The sequence below is a fragment of the Gordonia sp. 135 genome (assembly GCF_009720185.1).
Lineage (GTDB): Bacteria > Actinomycetota > Actinomycetes > Mycobacteriales > Mycobacteriaceae > Gordonia > Gordonia alkanivorans.
The window spans coordinates 1,707,535-1,729,057 of the sequence record NZ_CP046257.1; the positions used below are offsets into that span (position 1 = coordinate 1,707,535).

Annotated in this window: 17 protein-coding genes; 7 read left to right on the forward strand and 10 right to left on the reverse strand. The window is 69.0% G+C overall.

The window, feature by feature from the left end; translation table 11 throughout:
* Positions 1-30 precede the first annotated feature (30 nt).
* Positions 31-984 (forward strand): 4-hydroxy-3-methylbut-2-enyl diphosphate reductase, encoded by a 954-nt coding sequence (locus GKZ92_RS07855; protein ID WP_035750524.1) that lies wholly within the window; start codon positions 31-33, stop codon positions 982-984.
* 12 nt (positions 985-996) lie between these two features.
* On the opposite strand, the gene mycP is transcribed toward GKZ92_RS07855, so the two are convergent.
* Together mycP and eccD are read right to left on the reverse strand one after the other, a co-directional pair.
* On the reverse strand, positions 997-2,394 hold the full coding sequence (gene mycP / locus GKZ92_RS07860; protein WP_006357737.1) for a type VII secretion-associated serine protease mycosin: 1,398 nt from the start codon (positions 2,392-2,394) through the stop codon (positions 997-999).
* Positions 2,394-3,947: a type VII secretion integral membrane protein EccD gene (eccD, locus tag GKZ92_RS07865; protein WP_035750527.1), complete on the reverse strand. Its 1,554-nt coding sequence runs from the start codon at positions 3,945-3,947 to the stop codon at positions 2,394-2,396. Before eccD ends, mycP begins: the two co-directional genes overlap by 1 nt.
* Positions 3,948-4,046: 99 nt before the next feature.
* On the opposite strand from eccD, the gene GKZ92_RS07870 reads away from it, so the two are divergent.
* From GKZ92_RS07870 to GKZ92_RS07895, 6 genes are all read left to right on the forward strand, one after another.
* Positions 4,047-8,144, forward strand: a complete 4,098-nt coding sequence (locus GKZ92_RS07870) for a type VII secretion protein EccC (RefSeq protein WP_035750530.1) — start codon at positions 4,047-4,049, stop codon at positions 8,142-8,144.
* 27 nt (positions 8,145-8,171) lie between these two features.
* A complete protein-coding gene (locus tag GKZ92_RS07875) occupies positions 8,172-9,479 on the forward strand; it encodes a type VII secretion-associated protein (protein ID WP_035750533.1) in 1,308 nt (435 codons plus the stop codon).
* A 178-nt stretch (positions 9,480-9,657) separates the two neighbouring features.
* Entirely contained in the window at positions 9,658-10,101 is a 444-nt protein-coding gene (rplM, locus tag GKZ92_RS07880; RefSeq protein WP_035750536.1) for a 50S ribosomal protein L13, read from the forward strand.
* Complete coding sequence (gene rpsI, locus GKZ92_RS07885) at positions 10,098-10,637, forward strand: 30S ribosomal protein S9 (protein ID WP_006357742.1); 540 nt, start codon at positions 10,098-10,100, stop codon at positions 10,635-10,637. Before rplM ends, rpsI begins: the two co-directional genes overlap by 4 nt.
* 2 nt (positions 10,638-10,639) lie before the next feature.
* Complete coding sequence (gene glmM / locus GKZ92_RS07890; protein WP_006357743.1) at positions 10,640-12,019, forward strand: phosphoglucosamine mutase; 1,380 nt, start codon at positions 10,640-10,642, stop codon at positions 12,017-12,019.
* Positions 12,016-12,729, forward strand: coding sequence for an HAD family hydrolase (locus tag GKZ92_RS07895; RefSeq protein ID WP_006357744.1), 714 nt, complete (start codon positions 12,016-12,018; stop codon positions 12,727-12,729). The genes glmM and GKZ92_RS07895 overlap by 4 nt, the downstream gene beginning before the upstream one ends.
* A gap of 9 nt (positions 12,730-12,738) precedes the next feature.
* Here GKZ92_RS07895 and GKZ92_RS07900 read toward each other — a convergent pair whose 3' ends face one another.
* The 8 genes from GKZ92_RS07900 to GKZ92_RS07935 all read right to left on the reverse strand — a co-directional run bounded on the left by GKZ92_RS07900 (position 12,739) and on the right by GKZ92_RS07935 (position 21,491).
* Positions 12,739-13,491: an SDR family NAD(P)-dependent oxidoreductase gene (locus GKZ92_RS07900; RefSeq protein ID WP_006357745.1), complete on the reverse strand. Its 753-nt coding sequence runs from the start codon at positions 13,489-13,491 to the stop codon at positions 12,739-12,741.
* 49 nt (positions 13,492-13,540) lie between these two features.
* The gene (locus GKZ92_RS07905) at positions 13,541-14,827 is read right to left on the reverse strand and encodes an acyl-CoA dehydrogenase family protein (RefSeq protein ID WP_006357746.1); all 1,287 of its coding nucleotides are present in this window, start codon (positions 14,825-14,827) and stop codon (positions 13,541-13,543) included.
* 71 nt (positions 14,828-14,898) lie between these two features.
* The gene (locus GKZ92_RS07910; RefSeq protein WP_006357747.1) at positions 14,899-15,990 is read right to left on the reverse strand and encodes a phosphotransferase family protein; all 1,092 of its coding nucleotides are present in this window, start codon (positions 15,988-15,990) and stop codon (positions 14,899-14,901) included.
* Positions 15,991-16,076: 86 nt separating this feature from the next.
* Positions 16,077-17,933, reverse strand: coding sequence for a GAF domain-containing protein (locus GKZ92_RS07915; RefSeq protein ID WP_006357748.1), 1,857 nt, complete (start codon positions 17,931-17,933; stop codon positions 16,077-16,079).
* 64 nt (positions 17,934-17,997) lie between these two features.
* A complete protein-coding gene (locus GKZ92_RS07920; RefSeq protein ID WP_006357749.1) occupies positions 17,998-19,308 on the reverse strand; it encodes a bifunctional 3,4-dihydroxy-2-butanone-4-phosphate synthase/GTP cyclohydrolase II in 1,311 nt (436 codons plus the stop codon).
* Complete coding sequence (locus tag GKZ92_RS07925; RefSeq protein ID WP_006357750.1) at positions 19,305-19,805, reverse strand: flavin reductase family protein; 501 nt, start codon at positions 19,803-19,805, stop codon at positions 19,305-19,307. The genes GKZ92_RS07920 and GKZ92_RS07925 overlap by 4 nt, the downstream gene beginning before the upstream one ends.
* Before the next feature lie 82 nt (positions 19,806-19,887).
* Complete coding sequence (locus GKZ92_RS07930; RefSeq protein ID WP_006357751.1) at positions 19,888-20,979, reverse strand: LLM class flavin-dependent oxidoreductase; 1,092 nt, start codon at positions 20,977-20,979, stop codon at positions 19,888-19,890.
* Positions 20,980-21,068: 89 nt separating this feature from the next.
* Positions 21,069-21,491 carry a nuclear transport factor 2 family protein gene (locus GKZ92_RS07935; protein WP_005195822.1) on the reverse strand — a complete coding sequence of 141 codons (423 nt, stop codon included), beginning with the start codon at positions 21,489-21,491 and terminating at the stop codon, positions 21,069-21,071.
* Positions 21,492-21,523 lie beyond the last annotated feature (32 nt).

Sequence of the window (21,523 nt, forward strand, 5' to 3'; positions counted from 1 at the left end):
GCACTCGTCTGTAACCCGTACCCTGGAGACATGTCTGAGACGAAGCGTGTCCTGCTCGCCGAACCCCGCGGTTACTGCGCGGGTGTCGACCGCGCGGTGGAGACGGTCGAGCGCGCCCTTGACAAGCACGGCGCTCCCGTCTACGTCCGCAAGGAGATCGTGCACAACCGGCACGTGGTCGAGACCCTTGCCGACCGCGGGGCGATCTTCGTGGGGGAGACCGACGAGGTGCCCGAGGGTGCGATCGTCGTGTTCTCGGCCCATGGCGTGTCGCCGCAGGTCCATGCGTCCGCCGCGGAACGGAATCTGAGGACCATCGACGCGACCTGCCCGCTGGTGACGAAGGTGCACCAGGAGGCCAAGCGATTCGCGCGGGACGACTACGACATCCTGCTGATCGGTCACGAGGGCCACGAAGAGGTCGAGGGGACGGCCGGTGAGGCCCCCCAGCACATCCAGCTCGTCGACGGCCCGGACAGCGTCGACTCGGTGACCGTGCGCGACGAGTCCAAGCTGGTCTGGCTGTCGCAGACGACGCTGTCGGTCGACGAGACCATGGAGACGGTGCGTCGCCTGCGGGAGAAGTTCCCGCTGCTCAACGATCCGCCCAGCGACGACATCTGCTACGCCACCCAGAACCGTCAGGTCGCCGTGAAGGCGATGGCGCCCGAGTGCGATCTCGTCATCGTGGTCGGTTCGCAGAACTCGTCGAACTCGGTTCGCCTGGTCGAGGTCGCCCTGCAGGCCGGTGCCAAGGCAGGTCATCTGGTCGACTATGCCCGTGAGATCGACGACACCTGGCTCGAGGGTGTGAACACCGTCGGCGTCACCTCCGGTGCATCGGTGCCCGAGGTCCTCGTCCGCGGCGTGCTCGACTACCTCGCCGAGCGCGGCTACGACACGGTGGAGACCGTCAACACGGCCAACGAGACCCTCACCTTCGCGCTGCCGCGCGAGCTGCGTCCCGCGCGGACATCCGGCTGAGAACCTCCCCGATCAGAACTCGTCGGGATCGAGCTTGCGCACCCGACGGTGGGGAAGAGCGACGGCCAGGACAGCCGCGATGACCGCGGCGCTGATCCCCGCTCCGGCGATGGCGATGTTGCGGGCGGTGTGATCCGGCGGCGTCGGCGGTGCGGGCGCGGCGATCGGGGCCGATTGCTGCCTGGCCTGTTCCTCGGCGGACAGCTCCGCGGTGAGGGCCGCGACCGGGTCGACGACGCCGTGGCCGATCCGCTGGTCGTGCCCGGTGCCCGGGGAGTGGGCGGTCGAGGTGATGCGATCCATCACCTCGCGAGCGCTCAGTCCGGGGAACCGTGCCCGAACGAGCGCCGCGGTGCCGGCGACGTAGGGCGCGGCGAAGCTCGTCCCGATCAGCGGCAGCGGACCCTCCTCGGCTGTCTGCGCCGACACCAGCCGGTTCGACCCCCTCGCGCTGTCGAGGCTCACGATGTCGGTGCCCGGCGCGGCCACCCCGACCCACGGCCCGTGCAGACTGAACTCGCTCGGTCTGCCACTGGCGGCGTCGACCGCGCCGACGGTCAGGACGTAGGGTGAGTACCACGCGGGACTCGCGACGGTCGAGACCGAACTCCAGTCGTCAGGATTGCCGGCTGCGGGCGCCGGATTCTGTGAACGGCAGGCGCCGTCCCGGGTGACGTTGCCGGCCGCCGCCACCACGACGACGTCACGGTCGTAGGCGTACCGGATCGCCGCCCCGAGAGCGCGGTCGTCGACCTTGGCCGCCGACGAAGCGCAGGCCACCTCGGAGATGTTGATCACCGTGGCCCGCAGGTCGACGGCGCGGACTATCGCGTGGGCGAGCGTGCGGACGGACCCGAAACCGGAGCCGACGGACGGTGCGGCATCGTCGCCGCGACGATTGTTCTTGGCCTTGAACGCACTGCTGGACTGGCGGATTGCGATGATCGACGCCGCGGGCGCGACCCCGGCGAAGGCGTCGGAGCTGCTCGGCCGCGCGGCGATGATCCCGGCGACCAGCGTGCCGTGGGCGTCGCAGTCCTCGAGTCCGCTGCCGCCGGAGACGTAGTCGCCGCCGGCGGTGACGCGTCCCAGACGTGGGTGCGGGGTGACGCCGGTGTCGATGACGGCCACCCGCTGCCCGGCGCCGCGACTGAAGCGCCAGGCCTCCTCGAGGTTCATCATCGACTGTGCAGCAGTCGGATTCGCGGTGCTGCGGGTGAGGGTCGCGGTGTTGCAGAGATGGCTCTGCTCGGTCGGTTCCGGCGGTGCCACCGGGGCCGACCGGATCAGCGCCGACGCGTCGACGCGCGGCGGGGTCACCGCGGCGGCGGGGGAGGAGGTCAACCCGAGCAGGGTCGCGGTCAGCGCCAGCGCGACGGGCGCCGCAGCCCGGGTCGTCGTCCGGGACATCAGATCTCCCGGACGATCCGGTACAGGTCGAGCAACCACAGCAGCAGCGGGACGATGAGCGCGACGAGGATGTACTCGCCGATCTCCGCCCAGCGGCGCATTACCGGGGAGAAATCCTGGTGCGGCGCAACGACTCCGAAGACGAGCGCGGCGACGAGGACGACGCCGCCCAGCGCGAAGGAGATGATCGGCCACCGGCCGTCCCCGAACGCCAGGCCCGCCAGCAGGGTGAGCACCACGAGCGAGCCGCCGATGATGAGGATCGCCGCCTGGAAGAGGTCGCTGTGGGAGCGACCGCGCAGACAGAGGACCACGCCGATGATCGCGGCGTAGGCGGCGCTCTTCCACTCGAAGCCGGCGAGGGGAGCGGCGGTGAGCACCGCCGAGATCGCCACGATGGCGGTGAGGCCGCCGACGATGCCCGTCAGGTACGCGTTGGCGATGTACGAGCGTCGTTCCAGCGCATCGGCCTTCGGCAGTGCCGTGGCCCCGATCGCGCCGATGCCTTCGATGGACGGCTGCGGCTCGATGTCCTTGATGTCGATGGCAGCTCCCGCGGTCGGCACCGGCGGCAGCGGCAGTTTGGCGAGCAGGATCGTCAGTCGGGGGGACAGTCCGATCAGCAGGAGTCCCACCGCCGCCATCACGGCCGCGACATCGGAGGTGTCGGCGTCGAGGAGCAGACGCGCACCGCATCCGAGTGCACCGAGGACAGCGGCGCCGGTCACCGCGCTGTGTGCGGTCGCGCCGACCGCGGTCATCCGGTAGGTGATGACGGCGGTGACCAGGGTGAGGGCGAATCCGAGTGTCAGATGCGCGGCACCGTAGGAACCGGGCGTGAGGATCATGCCGGTCACGAACGCCATCGGCGCCGCACAGACCGACAGGATCGTCGAGCTGAGCTGATCACGGTAGTAGCGCGCGACGATCGTTGCCGCGGTCACGAGACCGATCACGGCGAGGCCGGACAATCCCGAGAGCCACAGCGCGCCGCTGTCGATCCGGCTCGCGGCCAGCCCCGCCGCGGCAACGACCGCCGCGACGAGGGCCAGCGCGTGTCCCACGTATCGCGCCGACGTCGCGGTCCAACCCACGAACTGTGATTCGTTCAGCCGCGCAACGGCATCGACCACGTCGTCGAAGAGGACCGGCGACTCATCGGTGCGGGTCGAGGTCAGCAGGAGCAGGTCGCCGTCGCGGATCCCCGATTCCGACAGCGAGCGGTGCAGGGGCAGCGGTTCCTGCCCGACGAGCGCCAGGGTCCAGCGGTTCTGCCGGTCGTGCGGACGGCCGCGGCCGCGCGAATCGGCGTCGGGGTCGTCCGGGTCGTGCCGGGTTGGGTTGCGCGACTCGATCTGCGCGACGAGGTCACCGATGAGACCGGCGATCGGGATGCCGGCGGGTAGGCCGACGTCGAGCTGGGTGTTGCCGCCCAGCACCGACACGCGTACGAGTTGCGGCTCGATCGCGGTGTCCGAGCGTGACCGGTCACCGGCGGTGCCGTCCGCGGTGGTCGTCGGGTATCCCGGTGCGAATCCGTCCACAGGTGACATACAGGTCAATCCTCCCCCAGGGTTCAGCAGCTAACATAGCCAACTTCAGCGGGTTCGCCCGCCCGGGGATACACAGCTCGAGGGTGTCAGGGGGATCGAGTGGTCACGACCACTGAGGGGTTCGTGCGTCGGCCACGCATCACGCCGCCGCGCATGCCCGGGGGCGAGGTCAACATCCAGGCGCCGCCCGACGTCCCTCGCGTGGTACCCGGCAACCTGCTCATGAAGCTGCTGCCGGTGGTGATGATCGTCGCCGTCGTCGGCATGATCGCGCTGATGATGGTCACCGGTGGCCGCAACATCCTGACCAACCCGCTGTTCATGATGTTCCCGCTGATGATGCTCATGTCGATGTTCGGCATGTTCGCCGCCGGCGGGCGCAGCGGCGGCAAGCGTGCCGCGGAACTCAACGAGGAACGCAAGGACTACTTCCGCTACCTCGGGCAGTTGCGCGGCCAGGTCTTCGACACCGTCGAGAACCAGCGCGCCGCACGCACGTGGAGTCATCCCGACCCGCACGCACTGCTCGACGTCGTCGGCAGCCGGCGCATGTGGGAGCGGCGTCCCGCCGACAACGATTTCGCCCATGTGCGTGTGGGAGTCGGCGTCCAGCGCCTGGCCACCCGTCTGATGCCGCCGGAGACCGGCCCGCTCGAGGACATCGAACCGGTGTCGATGGTCGCTCTGCGACGGTTCGTGCGCACCCATTCGGCGGTCTACAGCCTGCCCCGGTCGATCTCGCTGCGCGGCTTCCCGGCGATCAACATCGAGGGCGCGCGGCAGGAGACCCGCGAACTCGTCCGCTCGATGATCGTCGAGCTGTGCGCCTTCCACGGTCCCGACCATCTGCACATCGGCATCGTCACCGGCGACCCGGCCGGCGAGGCCTGGGACTGGGCGAAATGGCTTCCGCACGTAGGTCATCCGACGCTGCGCGACGGGATCGGCCCGATGCGGATGATCTATCCGACGCTCGCCGATCTCGAGAACGCACTGGCCGCGGACCTTCTCGAACGCGGCCGGTTCAGCCGGTCCGCCCCGCCGAGCGGGAATCGTGCCCACCTGGTCGTCATCATCGACGACGGCTACGTCGCCGGCGACGAACGCGTCCTCAGCTCGGCCGGCATGGAGGGTGTCACGGTCCTCGACCTGACCGCACCGCCGGACGGTCTCGCGGTCCGGCGCGGCCTGCAGCTCGTGGTGCGCGGCGGCAAGGTGTCGGCCCGAAGTGCCGCGGGCGTCGAGGAATTCGCCGACATGGACTCGCTGACCATCGCCGAGGCGGAGGCGATCGCCCGCCGCATGGCCCGGTACCGCCTGGCGACCGCGGCGACCCTGGCGAACCTGGAATCCGAGGCGACGTCCACCGATCCGGGCCTGCCCGCACTTCTCGGCATCGACGACGCCGCCCGATTCGACCCGGCCACCGCCTGGCGCGGGCGCACCGGCCGCGAACGTCTGCGGGTGCCGATCGGCTACACACCGAGCGGCGCGCCCGTCGAACTCGACATCAAGGAGAGCGCCCACGGCGGCATGGGACCGCATGGCCTGTGCATCGGTGCGACCGGCTCGGGCAAGTCCGAGTTCCTGCGAACGCTTGTCCTCGCCATGCTGGCGACGCATTCGCCGACCGAGCTGAACCTCGTCCTCGTCGACTTCAAGGGCGGCGCAACGTTCCTCGGACTCGAGTCCGCTCCACACGTCGCGGCGATCATCACCAACCTCGAGCAGGAACTGTCGATGGTCGACCGCATGAAGGATGCGCTGTCGGGTGAGATGAACCGCCGCCAAGAGGTCCTGCGTGCGGCGGGCAACTACGCCAACGTCGCCGACTACGAGCGCGCCCGCGCCTCGGGCGTGCGTCTCGATCCGCTGCCGGCGCTGTTCATCGTCGTCGACGAGTTCTCCGAACTGCTGTCGCAGAAACCGGATTTCGCCGAGCTGTTCGTCGCGATCGGCCGTCTGGGCCGGTCGCTGCACATCCACCTGCTGCTGGCCTCGCAGCGACTCGAGGAGGGCAAGCTGCGCGGCCTCGACTCACACTTGTCCTACCGCATCGGTCTGAAGACCTTCTCCGCCAACGAGTCCCGTTCGGTGCTCGGTGTCCCCGACGCCTACCACCTGCCGAGCGTTCCCGGCTCGGCGTATCTGAAGTGCGACTCGGATGACCCGGTTCGCTTCAACACCTCGTACGTCTCGGGTCCGTACTACTCGCCATCCGTGGCCGAGGACTCCGTGGACTCCGCGGCGCCGGGGTCCCCGCGACTGGGGAATCTCAAGGTCTTCACCGCGTTGCCGGTCCCGCTCGACGAGGGTTCGTCGCGGTCGCTGCTGGACCAGGCGGCGAGCCTGCTCGACGAGGAGCCCCCGGCCCTCGACGCCGCGCCCGACGGGCCCGCCGACTTCGAATCCGCTTCGGTGTCGGTGCCGACGCTGATGCAGACCATCATCGGCCGCATGGAGAGCGCCGGCCCGCCGGCACACCGCGTGTGGCTGGACCCGCTCGAGAACTCGCCGACCGTGGAACACCTCGTGGGTGCGCGGGACTGGACCAAACCGGCGGTCCCCGGCAACCTGGCCCTGCCCATCGGTCTGGTCGACCGCCCCTACGACCAGCGACGCGACCCGCTCGTCGTCGACCTGTCCGGCGCGGCCGGCAGCGTCGCCGTGGTCGGCGGGCCGCAATCGGGAAAGTCGACGACGCTGCGCACGATCATCATGACCGCGGCCGCCACGCACACCCCGGAACAGGTGCAGTTCTACTGCCTGGACTTCGGCGGCGGCAGCCTCGCCGGCCTCGCCGGACTCCCACATGTGGGTTCGGTGGCGTCCCGTGGGGACATGGATGCCGTTCGCCGCACGGTGGCCGAGGTCGGGGCGATCATCCGGGCCCGTGAGATGCTGTTCGCCCGCCTGGGCGTCGAATCGATGCGCGACTACCGGGCCCGCCGTGCGGACTGGTTCGCCACCGGGACCTTCGCCCCCGACGATCCGCTGGCCGGTGACCGCTTCGGCGACGTCTTCTTCGTGCTCGACGGCATCAGCGTCCTGCGTTCCGAACTCGAGTCGCTGGAGGAGCAGATCACCACGATCGTCTCCCAGGGTCTGTCTTTCGGCGTCCACGTCATCGTCAGTGCCTCGCGGTGGGCCGAGATCCGCCCGGCGGTCCGCGACCTCCTGGGCACGCGCATCGAACTGCGCCTCGGCGATCCGACGGATTCCGAGATGGGTCGTCGCGCCGCCGCGGGTGTCCCGCAGAACCGTCCCGGCCGCGGTCTCACCGCCGAGGAACTCCACATGCTCATCGCGCTGCCGCGTCTCGACCCGGTCAGCAGCGCCGAGTCACTGCCCGCCGGCGTCGCGGCCTCGGCGGAGAAGCTCGCCGCCGCGTATCCGGGCCGTTCGGCGATGCCGGTGCGCAAGCTGAGCACCGAGATAGAGATGGCGGCGGTGCAGAACGGACTCACCGCGGCCGGGGTCACGTTGTCGCTCAACCAGGTCGCGATCGGTGTCGGCGAACTGGAGCTGGCCCCGGTGGTCCTCGACTTCAACGCCCAGCCGCACTTCATGGTCTTCGCCGACGTCGAGCACGGGAAGACCAACGTGCTGCGAGCGATCGTCCGCGGACTCGTCGCCGGTGGCACCCCGGAGCAGGTGAAGATCGCGTTCATCGACTACCGCCGCACGATGCTCGGCATCGTCGACGGTGATCACCTCGCGGGCTATGCGAGTTCGCACGACAACGCGATGACGCTGATGAACCAGCTGGCGGTGTACCTGAAGGGCTGCATGCCCCCGGACGACGTGACCGTTCAGCAGTTGCGGGAGCGTTCGTGGCTGGAGGGCAAGCCGGAGGTCTACCTCGTCGTCGACGACTACGACATGGTGTCCACCTCGGCGGGAAATCCGCTGTTGCCGGTCATCGAGTTCGCGTCACACGCCCGGGACATCGGATTCCACATCATCCTGGCCCGCCGCTCCGGTGGCCTCGGCCGGGCGATGTTCGACCCGGTGATCGCCCGGCTGAAGGACCTGTCGTCGGACATCCTGCTCATGAGCGGGGATCGCGACGAAGGCTTCATCGCCGGTCGCAGCCGCATGCAGCGGTTGGTCCCCGGACGCGGTGAGCTGGTCTCCCGCGTGCGTCCGCAGGAGATGATCCAGGTCGCTCTCGTACCGGCCGAGGACCAGCGTTGAGCGGCGTCGGGTGAGACAGGTGCGGGCGTGAGCGGGGTGAACCCGGGTCGTGGCACGGTCGTCGACCTCGCGTACGGCCGGCCCCGCATCTTCGAACCCGCCACCGGCATCCGGGATCCCGGGATCGACCTGCGACCGCTCCTGGACGCCGTCGACCAGATGACGGTCGTGGCCGACGGCCGTCGGCGTCATCTGCGGCAGGCGTGGCAGATGGCCTTCGCCGACCTGGGGATCGCGGCCGACCCCGATCGCCCGCTCATCGTCGGGCACCCGAGCACCTGGGGACCGCGACGCGCGTCCTCGCTGGCCGATGTCGGCGGCGGGAGGGCGGGGGAGACACTGCTGACGTCTCTTCCGCGCGCGGTCCTCATCGCGCGCAGCCACGCCGACATCACCGTGCAGCGCTGTGCCGTGGTGGAGACCACCCACATCCCGGAACCGCCCGCCGATCCTGCCCGTCCGCGGCCCGCGGCGTGGGACGTACAGATCGTGCGACGCCACCCCGAGGGCTGGCTTCTCGAACGCTCCGGGCTGATCGAGCAGGGGGACCAGGAGGCCGACGGACTCGCGATCATCGACGACGCGGTCGAGGCCGTTTTCGTCGACGGCGACGACCCGGTCGAGGTGTCGGCGGCGATCGACCTGGTCGCCGCGCACGCGATCGCGGGCCGGGTCGTGCCGGTGGACCGCGACCTCGTCGTCCGTCTGGGCGGGCGGACCGGCGGTGCCGCGGACGACGCCGTGCCGGTGGCCGGCGATCCGGCGGAACCGGCGGCGGGCGTGTCGACGCGGCGCAGTCGCCGGGTGCTGGCCGGTGCGGCGGCCGCGGCGGTACTGGTCGTGGCCGGCGCATTCGCGGTCGGCTGGTGGCAGCGGGACGACCCGGCACCCGCGCACTCCGAGGTCGCCGTCGGCCGCGCCACGCTGTCGGTTCCCGGGGACTGGCGGCAGAGCGGGCAGGACACGCCCAGCGACGCCACCGACGACCCGACCACGAGGCGCGCGGTCTTCGTCTCCGAGGCCGACGGCGGGCGGATCATCGCGGTGCTGACCGAACTGCGGGACGGGTCGACCCCGCAATCGGTCGCGAGCAGCCTCCGCAACCGGATCGGGCAGCGGGGCGACGACGTCGTCACGGAGTTCTCCGCGGACACGCAGTACGCCGGACGCGATGTCATCAGCTATCGCGAGGCACCTGCCTCGGGCAGCGCCATCCGCTGGTACGTCATCGTCGACGACGGTCTGCAGGTGTCCATCGGATGTCAGGCCGGGACGACCGCCGAGTCGGTCGACGACGAGTGCGCGCGAGCCGTTCGCTCGGTACGGGTGGAGTGACCTGGGTGGGCGTTTTGACCCTGACCTGCACGGTCGCGTAACCTGGATCGCTGGTGCTCGGCGCCTGTCACACACGCGTGTGTACGGGCAGAAGAGGCCCGGGTCCCCACTGGTCGCCGGGAACAACCTCCGCCATGCGCCCGACCAGCACCCTAAAGACAAGAGTTGAGGACCAACTGTGCCTACCTACACCCCGAAGGCCGGTGACATCACGCGTACGTGGCACGTCATCGACGCCACCGACGTGGTGCTCGGCCGGCTGGCCGTGCAGAGCGCGAACCTGCTCCGCGGCAAGCACAAGCCGACCTACGCCCCGCACATGGACGGTGGTGACTTCGTCATCATCATCAACGCGGAGAAGGTTGCGCTGACCAGCAACAAGGCCGAGCGCAAGCTGAACTACACCCACTCGGGGCATCCCGGTGGCCTGAAGTCCCGCACCACCGCTGAGCTGCTCGAGACCTTCCCCGAGCGCGTCATCGAGAAGGCCATCAAGGGCATGCTGCCTTCGAACAAGCTCGGTCGCGCCATGGCCTCGAAGCTGAAGGTCTACGCAGGCCCGAATCATCCGCACGCGGCCCAGCGCCCCGTCCCCTTCGAGATCAAGCAGGTGGCCCAGTGACCAACGAGAACATCAACGAGGCCGTCGAGGCCGTCGAAGAAGCTGTCGAGGTCATCGAGGCCGTGGAGGCAGTGGAGGCCGTCGAGGCTGCAGCCGATGACTACGACGCCGCTCCGGCCGTCGAAGAGGCCCGCGAGCCGATCGTGATCGACCGCCCGATCCAGACCGTCGGCCGCCGCAAGGAAGCCGTCGTCCGCGTTCGCCTGATGCCGGGCACCGGTGAGTTCAAGCTCAACGGCCGCTCCTTGGAGGAGTACTTCCCCAACAAGGTGCACCAGCAGCTGATCAAGGCTCCGCTGGTTCTCGTCGAGCGCACCGAGTCGTTCGACATCTTCGCCAAGCTCGTCGGTGGCGGCCCCTCGGGCCAGGCCGGCGCGCTGCGTCTGGCCATCGCCCGTGCCCTCATCGAGGTCACCCCGGATGATCGTCCCGCCCTCAAGAAGGCCGGATTCCTCACCCGTGACCCGCGTGCGGTCGAGCGCAAGAAGTACGGCCTGAAGAAGGCCCGCAAGGCGTCGCAGTACTCCAAGCGCTGATCTTGGCACGCCTTTTCGGTACCGACGGCGTCCGAGGCCTGGCCAACGCCGAGCTCACTCCCGAGCTCGCGTTGCGCCTGGCCTCGGCCGCCGCGGTCGTTTTCTCAGACATTTCCACCGGCGCCGGGAGCGAAGCGAGCGGCCCGGATGATTCGGTTGCCACACGCCGTCCGCGTGCGGTGGTGGGTCGTGACCCGCGTGCTTCCGGCGAGATGCTGGAAGCCGCCGTGTGTGCGGGACTCGCCGCGACCGGCGTCGACGCCATCCGCGTCGGCACCGTGCCCACCCCGGCGGTCGCGTTCCTCACCGCGGACTACCGCGCCGACTTCGGCGTGATGATCTCCGCGTCGCACAATCCCATGCCGGACAACGGCATCAAGTTCTTCTCCGCCGGCGGGCACAAGCTCGACGACGAGATCGAGGACCGCATCGAAGCGGCGATGGACGACGATTTCGTCCGGCCCATCGGTGCCGCGGTCGGTCGCGTCCTCGATGCACCGGACGCCGGGGACCGCTACCGCCGTCACCTGGCGCAGGCCATCGACGAGCGTCTCGACGGTCTGACGGTGGTCGTCGACTGCGCACACGGTGCCGCGTCGCAACTCGCGCCGCTGGCCTACGCCGACGCAGGTGCCAACGTCATCACGATCCACGCCGATCCCGACGGTCTGAACATCAACGCCGACTGCGGTTCGACCCACATGGACAAGCTGCAGGCGGCCGTCCTCGAGCACGGCGCCGATCTCGGTCTCGCGCACGACGGCGACGCCGACCGTTGTCTGGCAGTGGATTCCACCGGTCAGATCGTCGACGGCGACGCCATCATGGCGATCCTGGCGACGTCGCTCGCCGACAAGGGGCGTCTGCACGAGAACGTCCTCGTCGCCACCGTGATGAGCAACCTCGGTCTGCACATCGCGATGCGCGAGGCGGGGATCACGGTGCGCACGACCGCTGTCGGCGACCGCTATGTGGTCGAGGAACTGCGTCGTGGCGGGTATTCCCTCGGTGGCGAGCAGTCCGGCCACATCGTGGTCCCGGGTTCGGGAACCACCGGTGACGGCATCCTCACCGGCCTGATGATCATGGCCCGCATGGCGGCCACGTCGTCGCGTCTGGCCGACCTCGCCGGCATCGTGACGGTGCTGCCGCAGGAGCTCATCAACGTCCGCGTCGCCGACAAGCATGCGGTCGCGGAGTCGCAGACGGTCAAGCAGGCGGTGGTCGACGCCGAGGCCGAACTGGGAGACTCCGGTCGGGTTCTGTTGCGTCCCTCGGGAACCGAGCAACTTGTTCGCGTCATGGTGGAGGCCGGCACGGCGGAGCAGGCGGGCGCGGTCGCCCGTGGCCTCGCCGACGTCGTCGCGGCTGCCGGCGCATGACCCCGGGTGAGACGAACACGGCGCGGGCGGTCCTCTTCGACTTCTCCGGCACCCTGTTCCGCTTCGAGGCGCGCGACGACTGGTTCGTCGATCTCCTCGACGACGCCGGTGAGTCGTTCACCCCGGAACGCCAGGCAGACATCATCCGCCGGATGGTTGCGCCGGTCGGCCTGCCCGAAGGTGTCGAGGGCGACGACCGAACTGCCTGGGAGCGAAGGGATCTCGACCCGGAACTGCATCGGGTCGGGTATCTTGCCCTGCTGCGTACGGTCGGCTTGAGCAATGCCGGTCACGCCAACGCGCTCTACGACCGGGTCCTCGACCCGGACTCGTGGGTGCCCTTCGCCGACACCGTCGAGGTGCTGACGCGCCTGGCCGGCGCCGGGATCCCGATCGGCATCGTCAGCAACATCGCCTTCGATCTGCGCAAAGTCCTTGCGCTGCACGGCATCGACCACCTCGTCGACGCCTACGCGCTCTCCTATGAGGTCGGCGCGATCAAACCCGACCCGCGCATCTTCCGCGCCGCACTCGACCCGATCGGTGTGCCGGCCGGCGACGTGCTGATGGTCGGGGACAGCGACAAGGCCGACGGCGGTGCCCGTACGCTCGGATGTTCCTTCGCGTTGGTGCACGACGTGCCGTCGGCCGATCGCCCGACCGCGCTGCTCGATGCCGTGACGGCTCACGGCATCGAACTGCGCGCCTGAGATCTCCTCTCAGAAGTTCCCCTTGGCGGCCCAGCCGCCGTCGACCGGGTAGATCTCGCCGGTCAGGAAGTCGCCCTCACGCATGAGGTAGGCGACCATCGACGCGATCTCCGACGGACGGCCGAGCCGACGCACGATGTGGGCGTTGGCATTCGCCTGCCGCATCTCCTCGGTGATGTCGGCCAGGATCGGGGTGTCGATGGTGCCCGGCGCAATGGCGTTGATCAGGATGTTCTGCGGTCCGTACTCGTAGGCCGCCTGCTTGGTGAGACCCACGACGCCGCCCTTGGCCGCCGAGTACGACGCCAGGTTCGGCAGACCCCGCAGCGCGGCCATCGACGAGATGTTCACGATGCGGCCGCCGCCGCCCGCGATCATGCCCGGGATGACCGCCCGCATGCCGAGCCACACACCCTTGAGGTCGGTGCCGACGACGTGATCCCACGCTTCCTCGGTGAGGCCGACGACGGTGTCCTCGCTGATCATGTTGACGACGCCGGCGACGTTGGCCAGGCAGTCGATCGACCCGCGGGAGGCGGTGATCTGCTCCACGGCGGCCGACCAGTCATCGGCTACGCGGACGTCAAGACGAATCGCTTCTGCGGAGCCGCCCGCTTCGGCGATCTCCTTGAGGGTGACCTCACAGTCCTGGATGTCGGCGGCGACGACGTGGGCGCCGTCGGCTGCGAGGCGGATGGCGGTGGCCTGACCGATGCCCTGTGCCGCGCCGGTGACGATCGCGGTTTTTCCGTTGAGAGACATGTGTGTTCGCTTTCTGGTGAGGGGACGGGACGGGTGAATGCGGCTGGTGTCAGGGCTGCTCGGCAAGGAGGTCGGCGAACCGACGCTGTGCGGCCGCGCGGCGGGTGGGGATGTGCTCGGTGGGGCGGTCGTCGGCCGGCCGCGAGTACCCCTTCAGATACTGGCGGGCGACGCTGTCGCGGTGGACCTCGTCGGGGCCGTCGTAGAGGCGGGCGGCGCGGGCGGCCCGGTACATCGACTCCAGCGGCAGGTCCGCGCTGTACCCGAGTGAGCCGTGCACCTGGAGCGCGCGGTCGATGACGTCGTGCAGGATCTTGGCGCCGAAGAACTTGATGAGCGCGATGTCCTTGCGGGCGGCCGCCGTGCCCTCCTCGTCGATGCGCCAGGCCGCGTGCAGAGTCATGAGTCGCAGGGCCTGGATCTCGGCCGCGGAGTCGGCGATGAAGTTGCGGACCGTCTGCTTGTCGGCGAGGACCGATCCGTGGGCGTACCGGTAGGTGGCGCGTTCGCACATCATGTCGAAGGCGCGGCTCGCCTGGCCGATCCAGCGCATGCAGTGGTGAATTCGGCCGGGGCCCAGGCGCTTCTGCGCGATCAGGAAGCCGTCGCCCCGGTTGCCCAGCAGTGCCGAGTCGTCGACCCGGACATCGCGCAACACGACCTCGCAGTGCGAGCCGTAGGTGTACGGGCGCGGGCGGGGGTTCTCGACCGAACCGATGTCGCGGACCACGTCGAGACCCGGGGCGTCGATGGGGATGATGAACTGCGATGTGCGACGGTGGCGTTCGGCGTCGGGATCGGTGACAGCGACGACGATCATGAAGTCGGCGGTGGCCGCGTTGCTGATGAACCACTTGTGGCCGTTGAGAACCCACTCGTCCCCGTCCCGGACCGCGGTGGTCGTGAGGTTGGTGGGATCGGCGCCGGCGTTGTCGGGTTCGGTCAGCGCGAACGACGAGTAGTACTCGCCGGCGAGCAGCGGCTCGAGCCACCGCTTCCTCTGCTCGTCGGTGCCGACCGCGGCGAGGATCTCGCAGTTTCCGGAATCCGGTGCCTGGCAACCGAACACGAGCGGTCCGTACGGGGTGGAACCCAGGATCTCCTGCATCAGGCCGAGCTTCACCTGGCCGTATCCCTGTCCGCCGAGTTCGGGATCGAGGTGGGCGGCCCACAGGTCGTTGGCCTTGACCTCTTCCTGCAGCGGGGCGATCGCCTTGCGCAGCTGGTCCCAGTCGAGGTCGAGGGTCTCGAGCGGGAAGACCTCGGTGCGGACGAAGTCCTTCATCCAGTCGAGCTTCTTCTGGAAGTCGGGTTCCGTGGAGAAATCCCAGGCCATGGTGGTGTGCTCCGTTTCTGTGGGGGTCTGACGAGAAGGGGATCGTGGTCCGATCCGGGGGAGGGGCTGTGTCAGGAGCCGGCGATGATCTCGCGGGCGCGCACGAAGAGGCCGTCGGCGTAGCGATGCAGTCGCTCGCCGACCTTGCGGGGTGCCTTGCCGTCGCAGGAGCGGGCATAGGTGCCCTCGAGGATGATGCCGAGCTTGAAACTCGCGAGAACGGTGTACCAGTCGAGCGCGTCGAGGTTCCTCTCGGAGCGCTCGGCATAGCGGGCGATGACCGCGGATCGGTTCGGTAGATCGCCGGCCTGGCCGAGCGCGCTCTCGTAGAGGTCCGGCTGCCGCGGGTCATCGGGCCAGATGGCCAGCAGCACACCGAGATCGAGCAGTGGGTCGCCGACCGTCGCCATCTCCCAGTCGACGATGGCCGCGACGTCGGGGGTGCGGTGATCGTAGAGGACGTTGGCCACGTGGTAGTCGCCGTGCAGCAGACCGGGCCGGAAATCAGCGGGGCGGTGGTCGTCGAGCCAGCCGGCGATCCGGTCGAGGTCGGGGAACGTCCCGCCCGGGTATCCCGGTGTGGCGGCGTACCGTTCGTGTTCGGCGAGCCACCGCGGCACCTGCCGTTCGAGGAAGCCGTCCGGTTTGCCGAAGTCGTCGAGGCCGATGGCGGAGTGGTCGACGGCCGCCAGCCCGGCGAGCGCGTCGACGAGGGCGTAACCCATCGCCTCGCGTCCCTCGGCGGTCGCGGCGTAGGCGGCCGGCAGGCTGTCGGCCGCGTTGAACCCCTGCACGGGCTCCATCAGGAAGAAGGTGGCCCCCAGAACGTCGGTGTCGGTGGTGCCGGCGACGAACCGGGGGTGTGCGACGTCGGTGGAGCTCAGCGCGGACAGCAGCGTCATCTCGCGTGCGATCGCGGCGTTCGATTGCGGGCGCAGGTGTCGGGGACCGCGCCGGAGCACGTAGTCCCGTCCGCCGCGGCTGACGATCACCATGATGTTCTGGGTGCCGCCGTGCAGCGGCCGGAGGTCGATGCCGTCCCCACCGGGCAGGCCCTCGTCGTCCATCCACACCGCGAGTGCCGCGGTGTCCACCGGGATCTCCTCGGTGTCGACCCGGATCTGATCGGGGGCGGGGCGGTCGGGGATCGTGCTGCGGGCCATGAGATGAACCTATGGCGTGTCCGCCCCGGGGAGAACCGTCGTCCTGCGAGCCCGTTGGAGGAATCTCCAATGGGTGTCGTCGCAGGTCACTGACCTGCGAGGTCGAGGACCTGGAAGGCCATCTTCGCCGACAGCAGGCAGTCCAGCGACGTCGGATCGCGTCGTGCGATCTCCTTGATCCGTCCGAGGCGGTACCGGATGGTGTTCTCGTGAACGTCGAGTGCCGTCGCGGTGGCCTGGACCTTGCCGTCGGCGGCCACGAAGGCCCGCCACGTGGCGAGGAGCGTGCCGTCGTCGTGTTGTCGGACGGGTGCGACGAAGGAGTGTGCGAAGTGCAGGGCCTCCTTGACGTGACCGCTGGACACGATCACCCGGAACAGGCCGAGCTCGTCGAGCGTCATCACCCGCTCGTTCCAACCGAACGACTTTGCCACCGAACCCATCTCGCGAAGGTCGCGATGGGCGTGCGGATAGTCGGCGGGGGTACGGCAGATCCCGGAGATGAGGGTCGCGCCGAGAGAGAGGTCACCGGAGAGCCGCTCGCGGATCGTCGACACGTGGTCGCGGACGCTCCCGACCTCGTCGAGGTCGTCGGACTCCAGGCGGACCATCACGATGACCGCCCCGGGCAGCCGGACGGCCGGCGGCGGCGAGATGGACATGACCGAGGCGAAGGTACGGGTGACCAGCGACTGGATCGCCGACGCCGTCAGCCGGTCGGTCGCGTCGTCCACGGTGAACCGAACCAGGACATGGGGATTGGTGAGGTCGATGCCGAACTGCGGGCCACGCCGGACCAGGTGTTCCTTGTCGCGGCTGTTGCGCAGCAGGTCCGACAGATAGTCGTCGCGCGCCTGACCCTCGGTCTCGATCTGCCGGCGCTCGGAGAGCATCTGCAGCGCCAGGACGGTCGCGCCGCGTTCGGCGATGTTCGCGTCGAGGGCCTCGAGGCTGCGGCCCACCTCGACGATGCCGAGGAAACCGGTCTGCCTGCCCTCGATCACCAGGCGGCACATGAGATGCCGGCGACCGAGCCCGACCGCGAGCTGCGCGGGGACGATCGCCGACGGGGTACTGACGGACAGTTCGGCGAGAGCCTGGCGCACCGAGGTGGTGGCCCGCACCTTCTCGCTCATCACCGGGGGAGCGGTCAGCTTGAGCGCCTCCGGCGCGGCCCAGGCGAGCACGTCGAACGAGTTGTTGTAGAGAACCACAGGCTTGGCCGACAGCTCCGACAGGAGTTCGACGACGCGGTGGATGTTGGCGCCCTCGAGCACCGCGCTGGTCAGGCGGTGGTGGACGTCGGCGAGGTAGGCCAGGGTGGCGTTGTTGCGCGCGATCTCGGCGGCCTGACCACGCAGGCGGGTGTTGAGCATCGCCTGGCTGATGAACAGGGCAGAGAGGCGGGCGAACAGTTCGGCCACCTCGATGTCCTCGGGGGTGAACTCGTGTTCGCGGCCGCGGCTGTCGACGAAGATCAGCCCGATCACCGCGCCGTCGAAGGTGAGCGGGACGCCGAGCATCGCGCGGACGTCCCAGTGCGTCATCGTCCGGCGGTGGGGACGCGGGTCGTTGAGGGCGTCGGCGATGACGACGGGCGCGCGGGTGTTGATGACCTCCTGGCTGAAGAGGTCGCCGTCGAAGCCGGAGATCTGCCTCTTCACGGCCTCGGTGATGTCGCCGGCGTCCTCGCAGAAGCCCGCCGCACCGCGATAGCTGCCGTTGGCGTGCCGCAGGTACACCGAGCAGCGGGTGACGCCGAGGAGTGCGCAGAGCTTCTGGCCCACCAGGCTGAGGAGATCCTCGAGCTTGGTGTCGGTGATGGCCTCGGTGGTGATCTCGGCGAAGGCCGCGATGACATCGCGTTCGCGGCCAGTGGCACGTGCCGACCCGCCCTCGGAGTCGAGACCGGTATCGACTCCTCGCTCCGCGATGGATGTCATCGGCACGGCCTCCTCACCGACAGATCATGATGAACCTCACAGTAGCAATGTCGTGTGAGGTGATTCATGCACCTGTCGTCCCGGTCGGCGCCTCTCGCACGACGGTGTCGCCCGACAGCACGTGGCCCATCCGCTCCTTCTTGGTGCGGAGGTACCGGACGTTGTGGGGGGTGGAGACGGTCGGCAGGCCGACGCGCCCGACGATGTCGAGGTCGTGGCCACCGAGTCCGCCGTACTTCGCGGGGTTGTTGGTGATCAGGCGGACGCGGCGGATGCCCAGGTCTTTCAGGATCGCGGCGCCGGTGCCGTAGGTGCGCGAATCCACCGGGAGTCCGAGTGCGGTGTTGGCGTCGACGGTGTCGAGGCCCTGCTCCTGGAGTGCATAGGCGCGGATCTTGTGACCGAGTCCGATCCCGCGGCCCTCGTGTCCGCGCAGGTAGACGACCGCTCCGCAGCCCTCCGCCGCGATGGCCGACAGCGCCTGCTCGAGTTGCGCTCCGCAGTCGCAGCGCAGCGACCCGACGATGTCGCCGGTCAGGCATTCGCTGTGCACGCGGACCAGCGCGCCCTCGGCGGTGGCCCCGGCGGCGGCCACGTCGCCCATGACGAGGGCGAGGTGTTCGGTGTCGTCGATGTCCGAGCGGTAGGCGACCGCACGAAAATCGCCGAACAGGGTCGGCATCGCCGCGGTGGCCATCTGGTGGACGAACGAACCGGCGGCGGTCCGGTGGGCCACGAGGTCGGCGATCCGCAGCACGGGCAGTCCGTGGTGTTCGGCGAACGCGAGGAGGTCGTCGCCACGCCGCATCGACCCGTCGTCGGCGATGATCTCTCCGATGACGCCGACCTCGCCGGCACCGGCCAGGGTGACCAGGTCGACGGCGGCCTCGGTGTGACCGGCGCGGGTGAGGACCCCGCCGTCACGCGCCTGCAGCGGGAAGACGTGTCCGGGGCGACGCAGTTCGCCGGCCGCGGTGCCGTCGGAGGCGAGGGCCCGGACGGTCAGGGCTCGGTCGTGCGCGGAGACCCCGGTGCCGGCGTCCTTGTGGTCCACGGTGACGGTGAAGGCGGTGCCGTGCGCGTCCCGGTTGTCCTCGACCATCTGCGGCAGCTCGAGCCGGCGGGCTCGGTCGGCGGTCATGGGGGCACAGATGATGCCGGTGGTGTGGCGGATCAGGAACGCCATCTGTTCGTCGGTGATCGACGACGCCGAGCAGATGAGGTCGCCCTCGTTCTCGCGGTCGTCGTCGTCGACCACGACGACGAAACCGCCTGCGGCAACGGCCGCGACCGCGCGGGCGACGGCCTGGGTCGACGCCTCCGTCGCGATGGGCGTCGGGGCGTCGGGATCCTGGGGGAGGGGCGTCGTGTTCATCGGGCGACCTCGAATGCTCGGTGGGTGCCGAACACCCGGTCGTGGTAGGTGAGGGGTGCGGTGGAGGTGACGCCGGTCTCGACGATGTTGCCCAGTGCGACAACATGATCGCCGCCGTCGACCAGGGATGCGGTGGTGCAGCCCAGCCAGCCTGCGGCACCGTCGAGGCGGGGGAGCTGCGCGGAGTCCGACCAGTCGACCCCGTCGAACTTGTCGGCGCCCTTGCGGGCGAACCGCATCGCGACGTCGGCCTGATCGTGGGCGAGCACGTTCACACCGAATCGTCCGGTGCGGCGGATGATCGCGAGGAGGTCGGAGCCGCGGTCGAGGGAGACCAGGATCATCGGCGGTCCCATCGACAGCGACGTGAACGCGCTGACCGTGGTGCCGTGCGGTCGCTGGTCGTCGAAGGCCGTGATGACCGCGACGGGCGTGCAGACCTTGGCCATGACCTCACGGAACTCGAGGGCCACCTGGTCGAGAACGGTTTCGTTCACCGATCCTCCTGCATGATCTGGGGGTTGGAGTCGCTGCGGCGCCGGGGAAGGGGCCGGCGCCGCAGCGATGTCGTTCGGCGGATCAGACCGCCGCGGGCGCCTTGGCCTTCATCTTGTGGACCTCGGGGACGACCTTCTCGCCGAAGAGCTTCAGGCTCTTCTCGGCCTCGTCGAAGGGCAGACCGCCGAAGGCGAAGGCCGCGTTGGGGAGGAAGTCGCCGATGAGCTCGTGGCGGTAGGCGTACTTCTCGACACACTGTTCGGGCGTGCCGTAGATGTTCGCCTCGACGTAGGCATCGGCCGCGGCCTCCATGCCGGCCTCGCGGATCATGTCCGCACCCGCCTGGTAGGTCTCGTAGCCCTTGGTCTCACGCCAGTGCTTGCCGGCGAAGTCGTAGTGCTTGATGACCGACAGGAAGTAGCGGTTGATGTGCTCGTAGGCCAGTCGGCGGGCTTCCTCTTCGTCCTCGTGACAGATGACGAAGTCCTGGATGACCGGCGGGCCGGGCTCGACGCCCTGGGCGTCGCGGAACATCTGCTTCCAGCCGTTGATGGCCTCGGCGTGCTGCTCGAACGGGAACTGCATGAAGGTCATCATCTGGACGCCGAGGTCGGCGACCACCGGAACCGAGTCGGGCGACATCGCCGCGGCGAAAAGCCGACCGTCCCATGAGGTGTTCGGGTTCGGGGCCGGTCGCAGCGCGATCTCCTTCTGCGGGTACATCGGGCCGTCGCCGGACACGACGCCCGTGCGGAGGCCGCGCAGCACCATCTCGGCGGCTTCGTTGAAGCGCGGGCGGGCCTCGTCCATCGGGATGCCGAAGGCCTCGTACTCCATCTTCGCCAGGCCGCGGCCCATGCCGAGAAGCACACGGCCACCGGACATCTGGTCCAGCATGATGGCCTTCTCCACGACGCGCAGCGGATCGTTCCACGGCAGGATGGTAGCGCCGATGCCGAGCTTGACCTTCGAGGTGCGGCCGGCGAGGTAGGACAGGATCGCGAAGTTGTCCGGGCACATCGAGTAGTCGTCGAAGTGGTGCTCCGCCGACCAGACCGAGTCGAAACCGGCCTTCTCGGCCAGTACGCCGAGCTCGAGGTCGCGCAGGAAGACCTCTTCGTCGCTCACGTTCTCGTGGTAGTTCTGGAAGACGAGAAGTACGCCGACATCCATTGCATTGACTCCTTGGTTCAGTTGGGTTGGAGATTGAGGGGATTGGAGAATCAGGGGACGGGGGTGTTGGGAACTCCGAGGAGGAGTTCTCAGCCGAGGAAGACCGCGCGGGTGTGCTCGGTGTCCAGGAACTCCTTGACCTCGTGGATCTTTCCGTCGCGGACCACGAAGACGAAGTGGTAGAGGTTGTTGTAGACCTTGCCGTTGTTCATCTCCGAGTACGACTCGGTCTCGACCGCCACGCGTTCTCCCTCGGCGGTGAAGGCGAGCGGGGTGAGCGCGATGGCGCCGGTCTTGGTGGTGGCGGAGAGGCCGGCCAGCATTGCGCCGAATTCCTCTTTGTTCTTGGTTCCGGAGATACCGTCGATCTCTCCGCCCACCCACCAGGTGGCCGTCGGCGCCAGGAAGGACAGGATGGCGTCCACGTCGCCGCGGGAGAACACCTCCATGAACTCCGCGACCAGAGCCTTGTTCTGCTGCTCCGTGCTGACGCTCGCTGTACTGGTTGACACCGATTGGCCTCCTTCTGACCGTCACCCTCCGA

Coding starts and splice junctions, on each gene's coding strand:
- GKZ92_RS07855 (WP_035750524.1), top strand. CDS start 31: ATGTCTGAGACGAAGCGTGTCCTGCTCGCCGAACCCCGCGGTTACTGC.
- mycP (WP_006357737.1), bottom strand. CDS start 2,394: ATGTCCCGGACGACGACCCGGGCTGCGGCGCCCGTCGCGCTGGCGCTG.
- eccD (WP_035750527.1), bottom strand. CDS start 3,947: ATGTCACCTGTGGACGGATTCGCACCGGGATACCCGACGACCACCGCG.
- GKZ92_RS07895 (WP_006357744.1), top strand. CDS start 12,016: ATGACCCCGGGTGAGACGAACACGGCGCGGGCGGTCCTCTTCGACTTC.
- GKZ92_RS07900 (WP_006357745.1), bottom strand. CDS start 13,491: ATGTCTCTCAACGGAAAAACCGCGATCGTCACCGGCGCGGCACAGGGC.
- GKZ92_RS07905 (WP_006357746.1), bottom strand. CDS start 14,827: ATGGCCTGGGATTTCTCCACGGAACCCGACTTCCAGAAGAAGCTCGAC.
- GKZ92_RS07910 (WP_006357747.1), bottom strand. CDS start 15,990: ATGGCCCGCAGCACGATCCCCGACCGCCCCGCCCCCGATCAGATCCGG.
- GKZ92_RS07915 (WP_006357748.1), bottom strand. CDS start 17,933: ATGACATCCATCGCGGAGCGAGGAGTCGATACCGGTCTCGACTCCGAG.
- GKZ92_RS07920 (WP_006357749.1), bottom strand. CDS start 19,308: ATGAACACGACGCCCCTCCCCCAGGATCCCGACGCCCCGACGCCCATC.
- GKZ92_RS07930 (WP_006357751.1), bottom strand. CDS start 20,979: ATGGATGTCGGCGTACTTCTCGTCTTCCAGAACTACCACGAGAACGTG.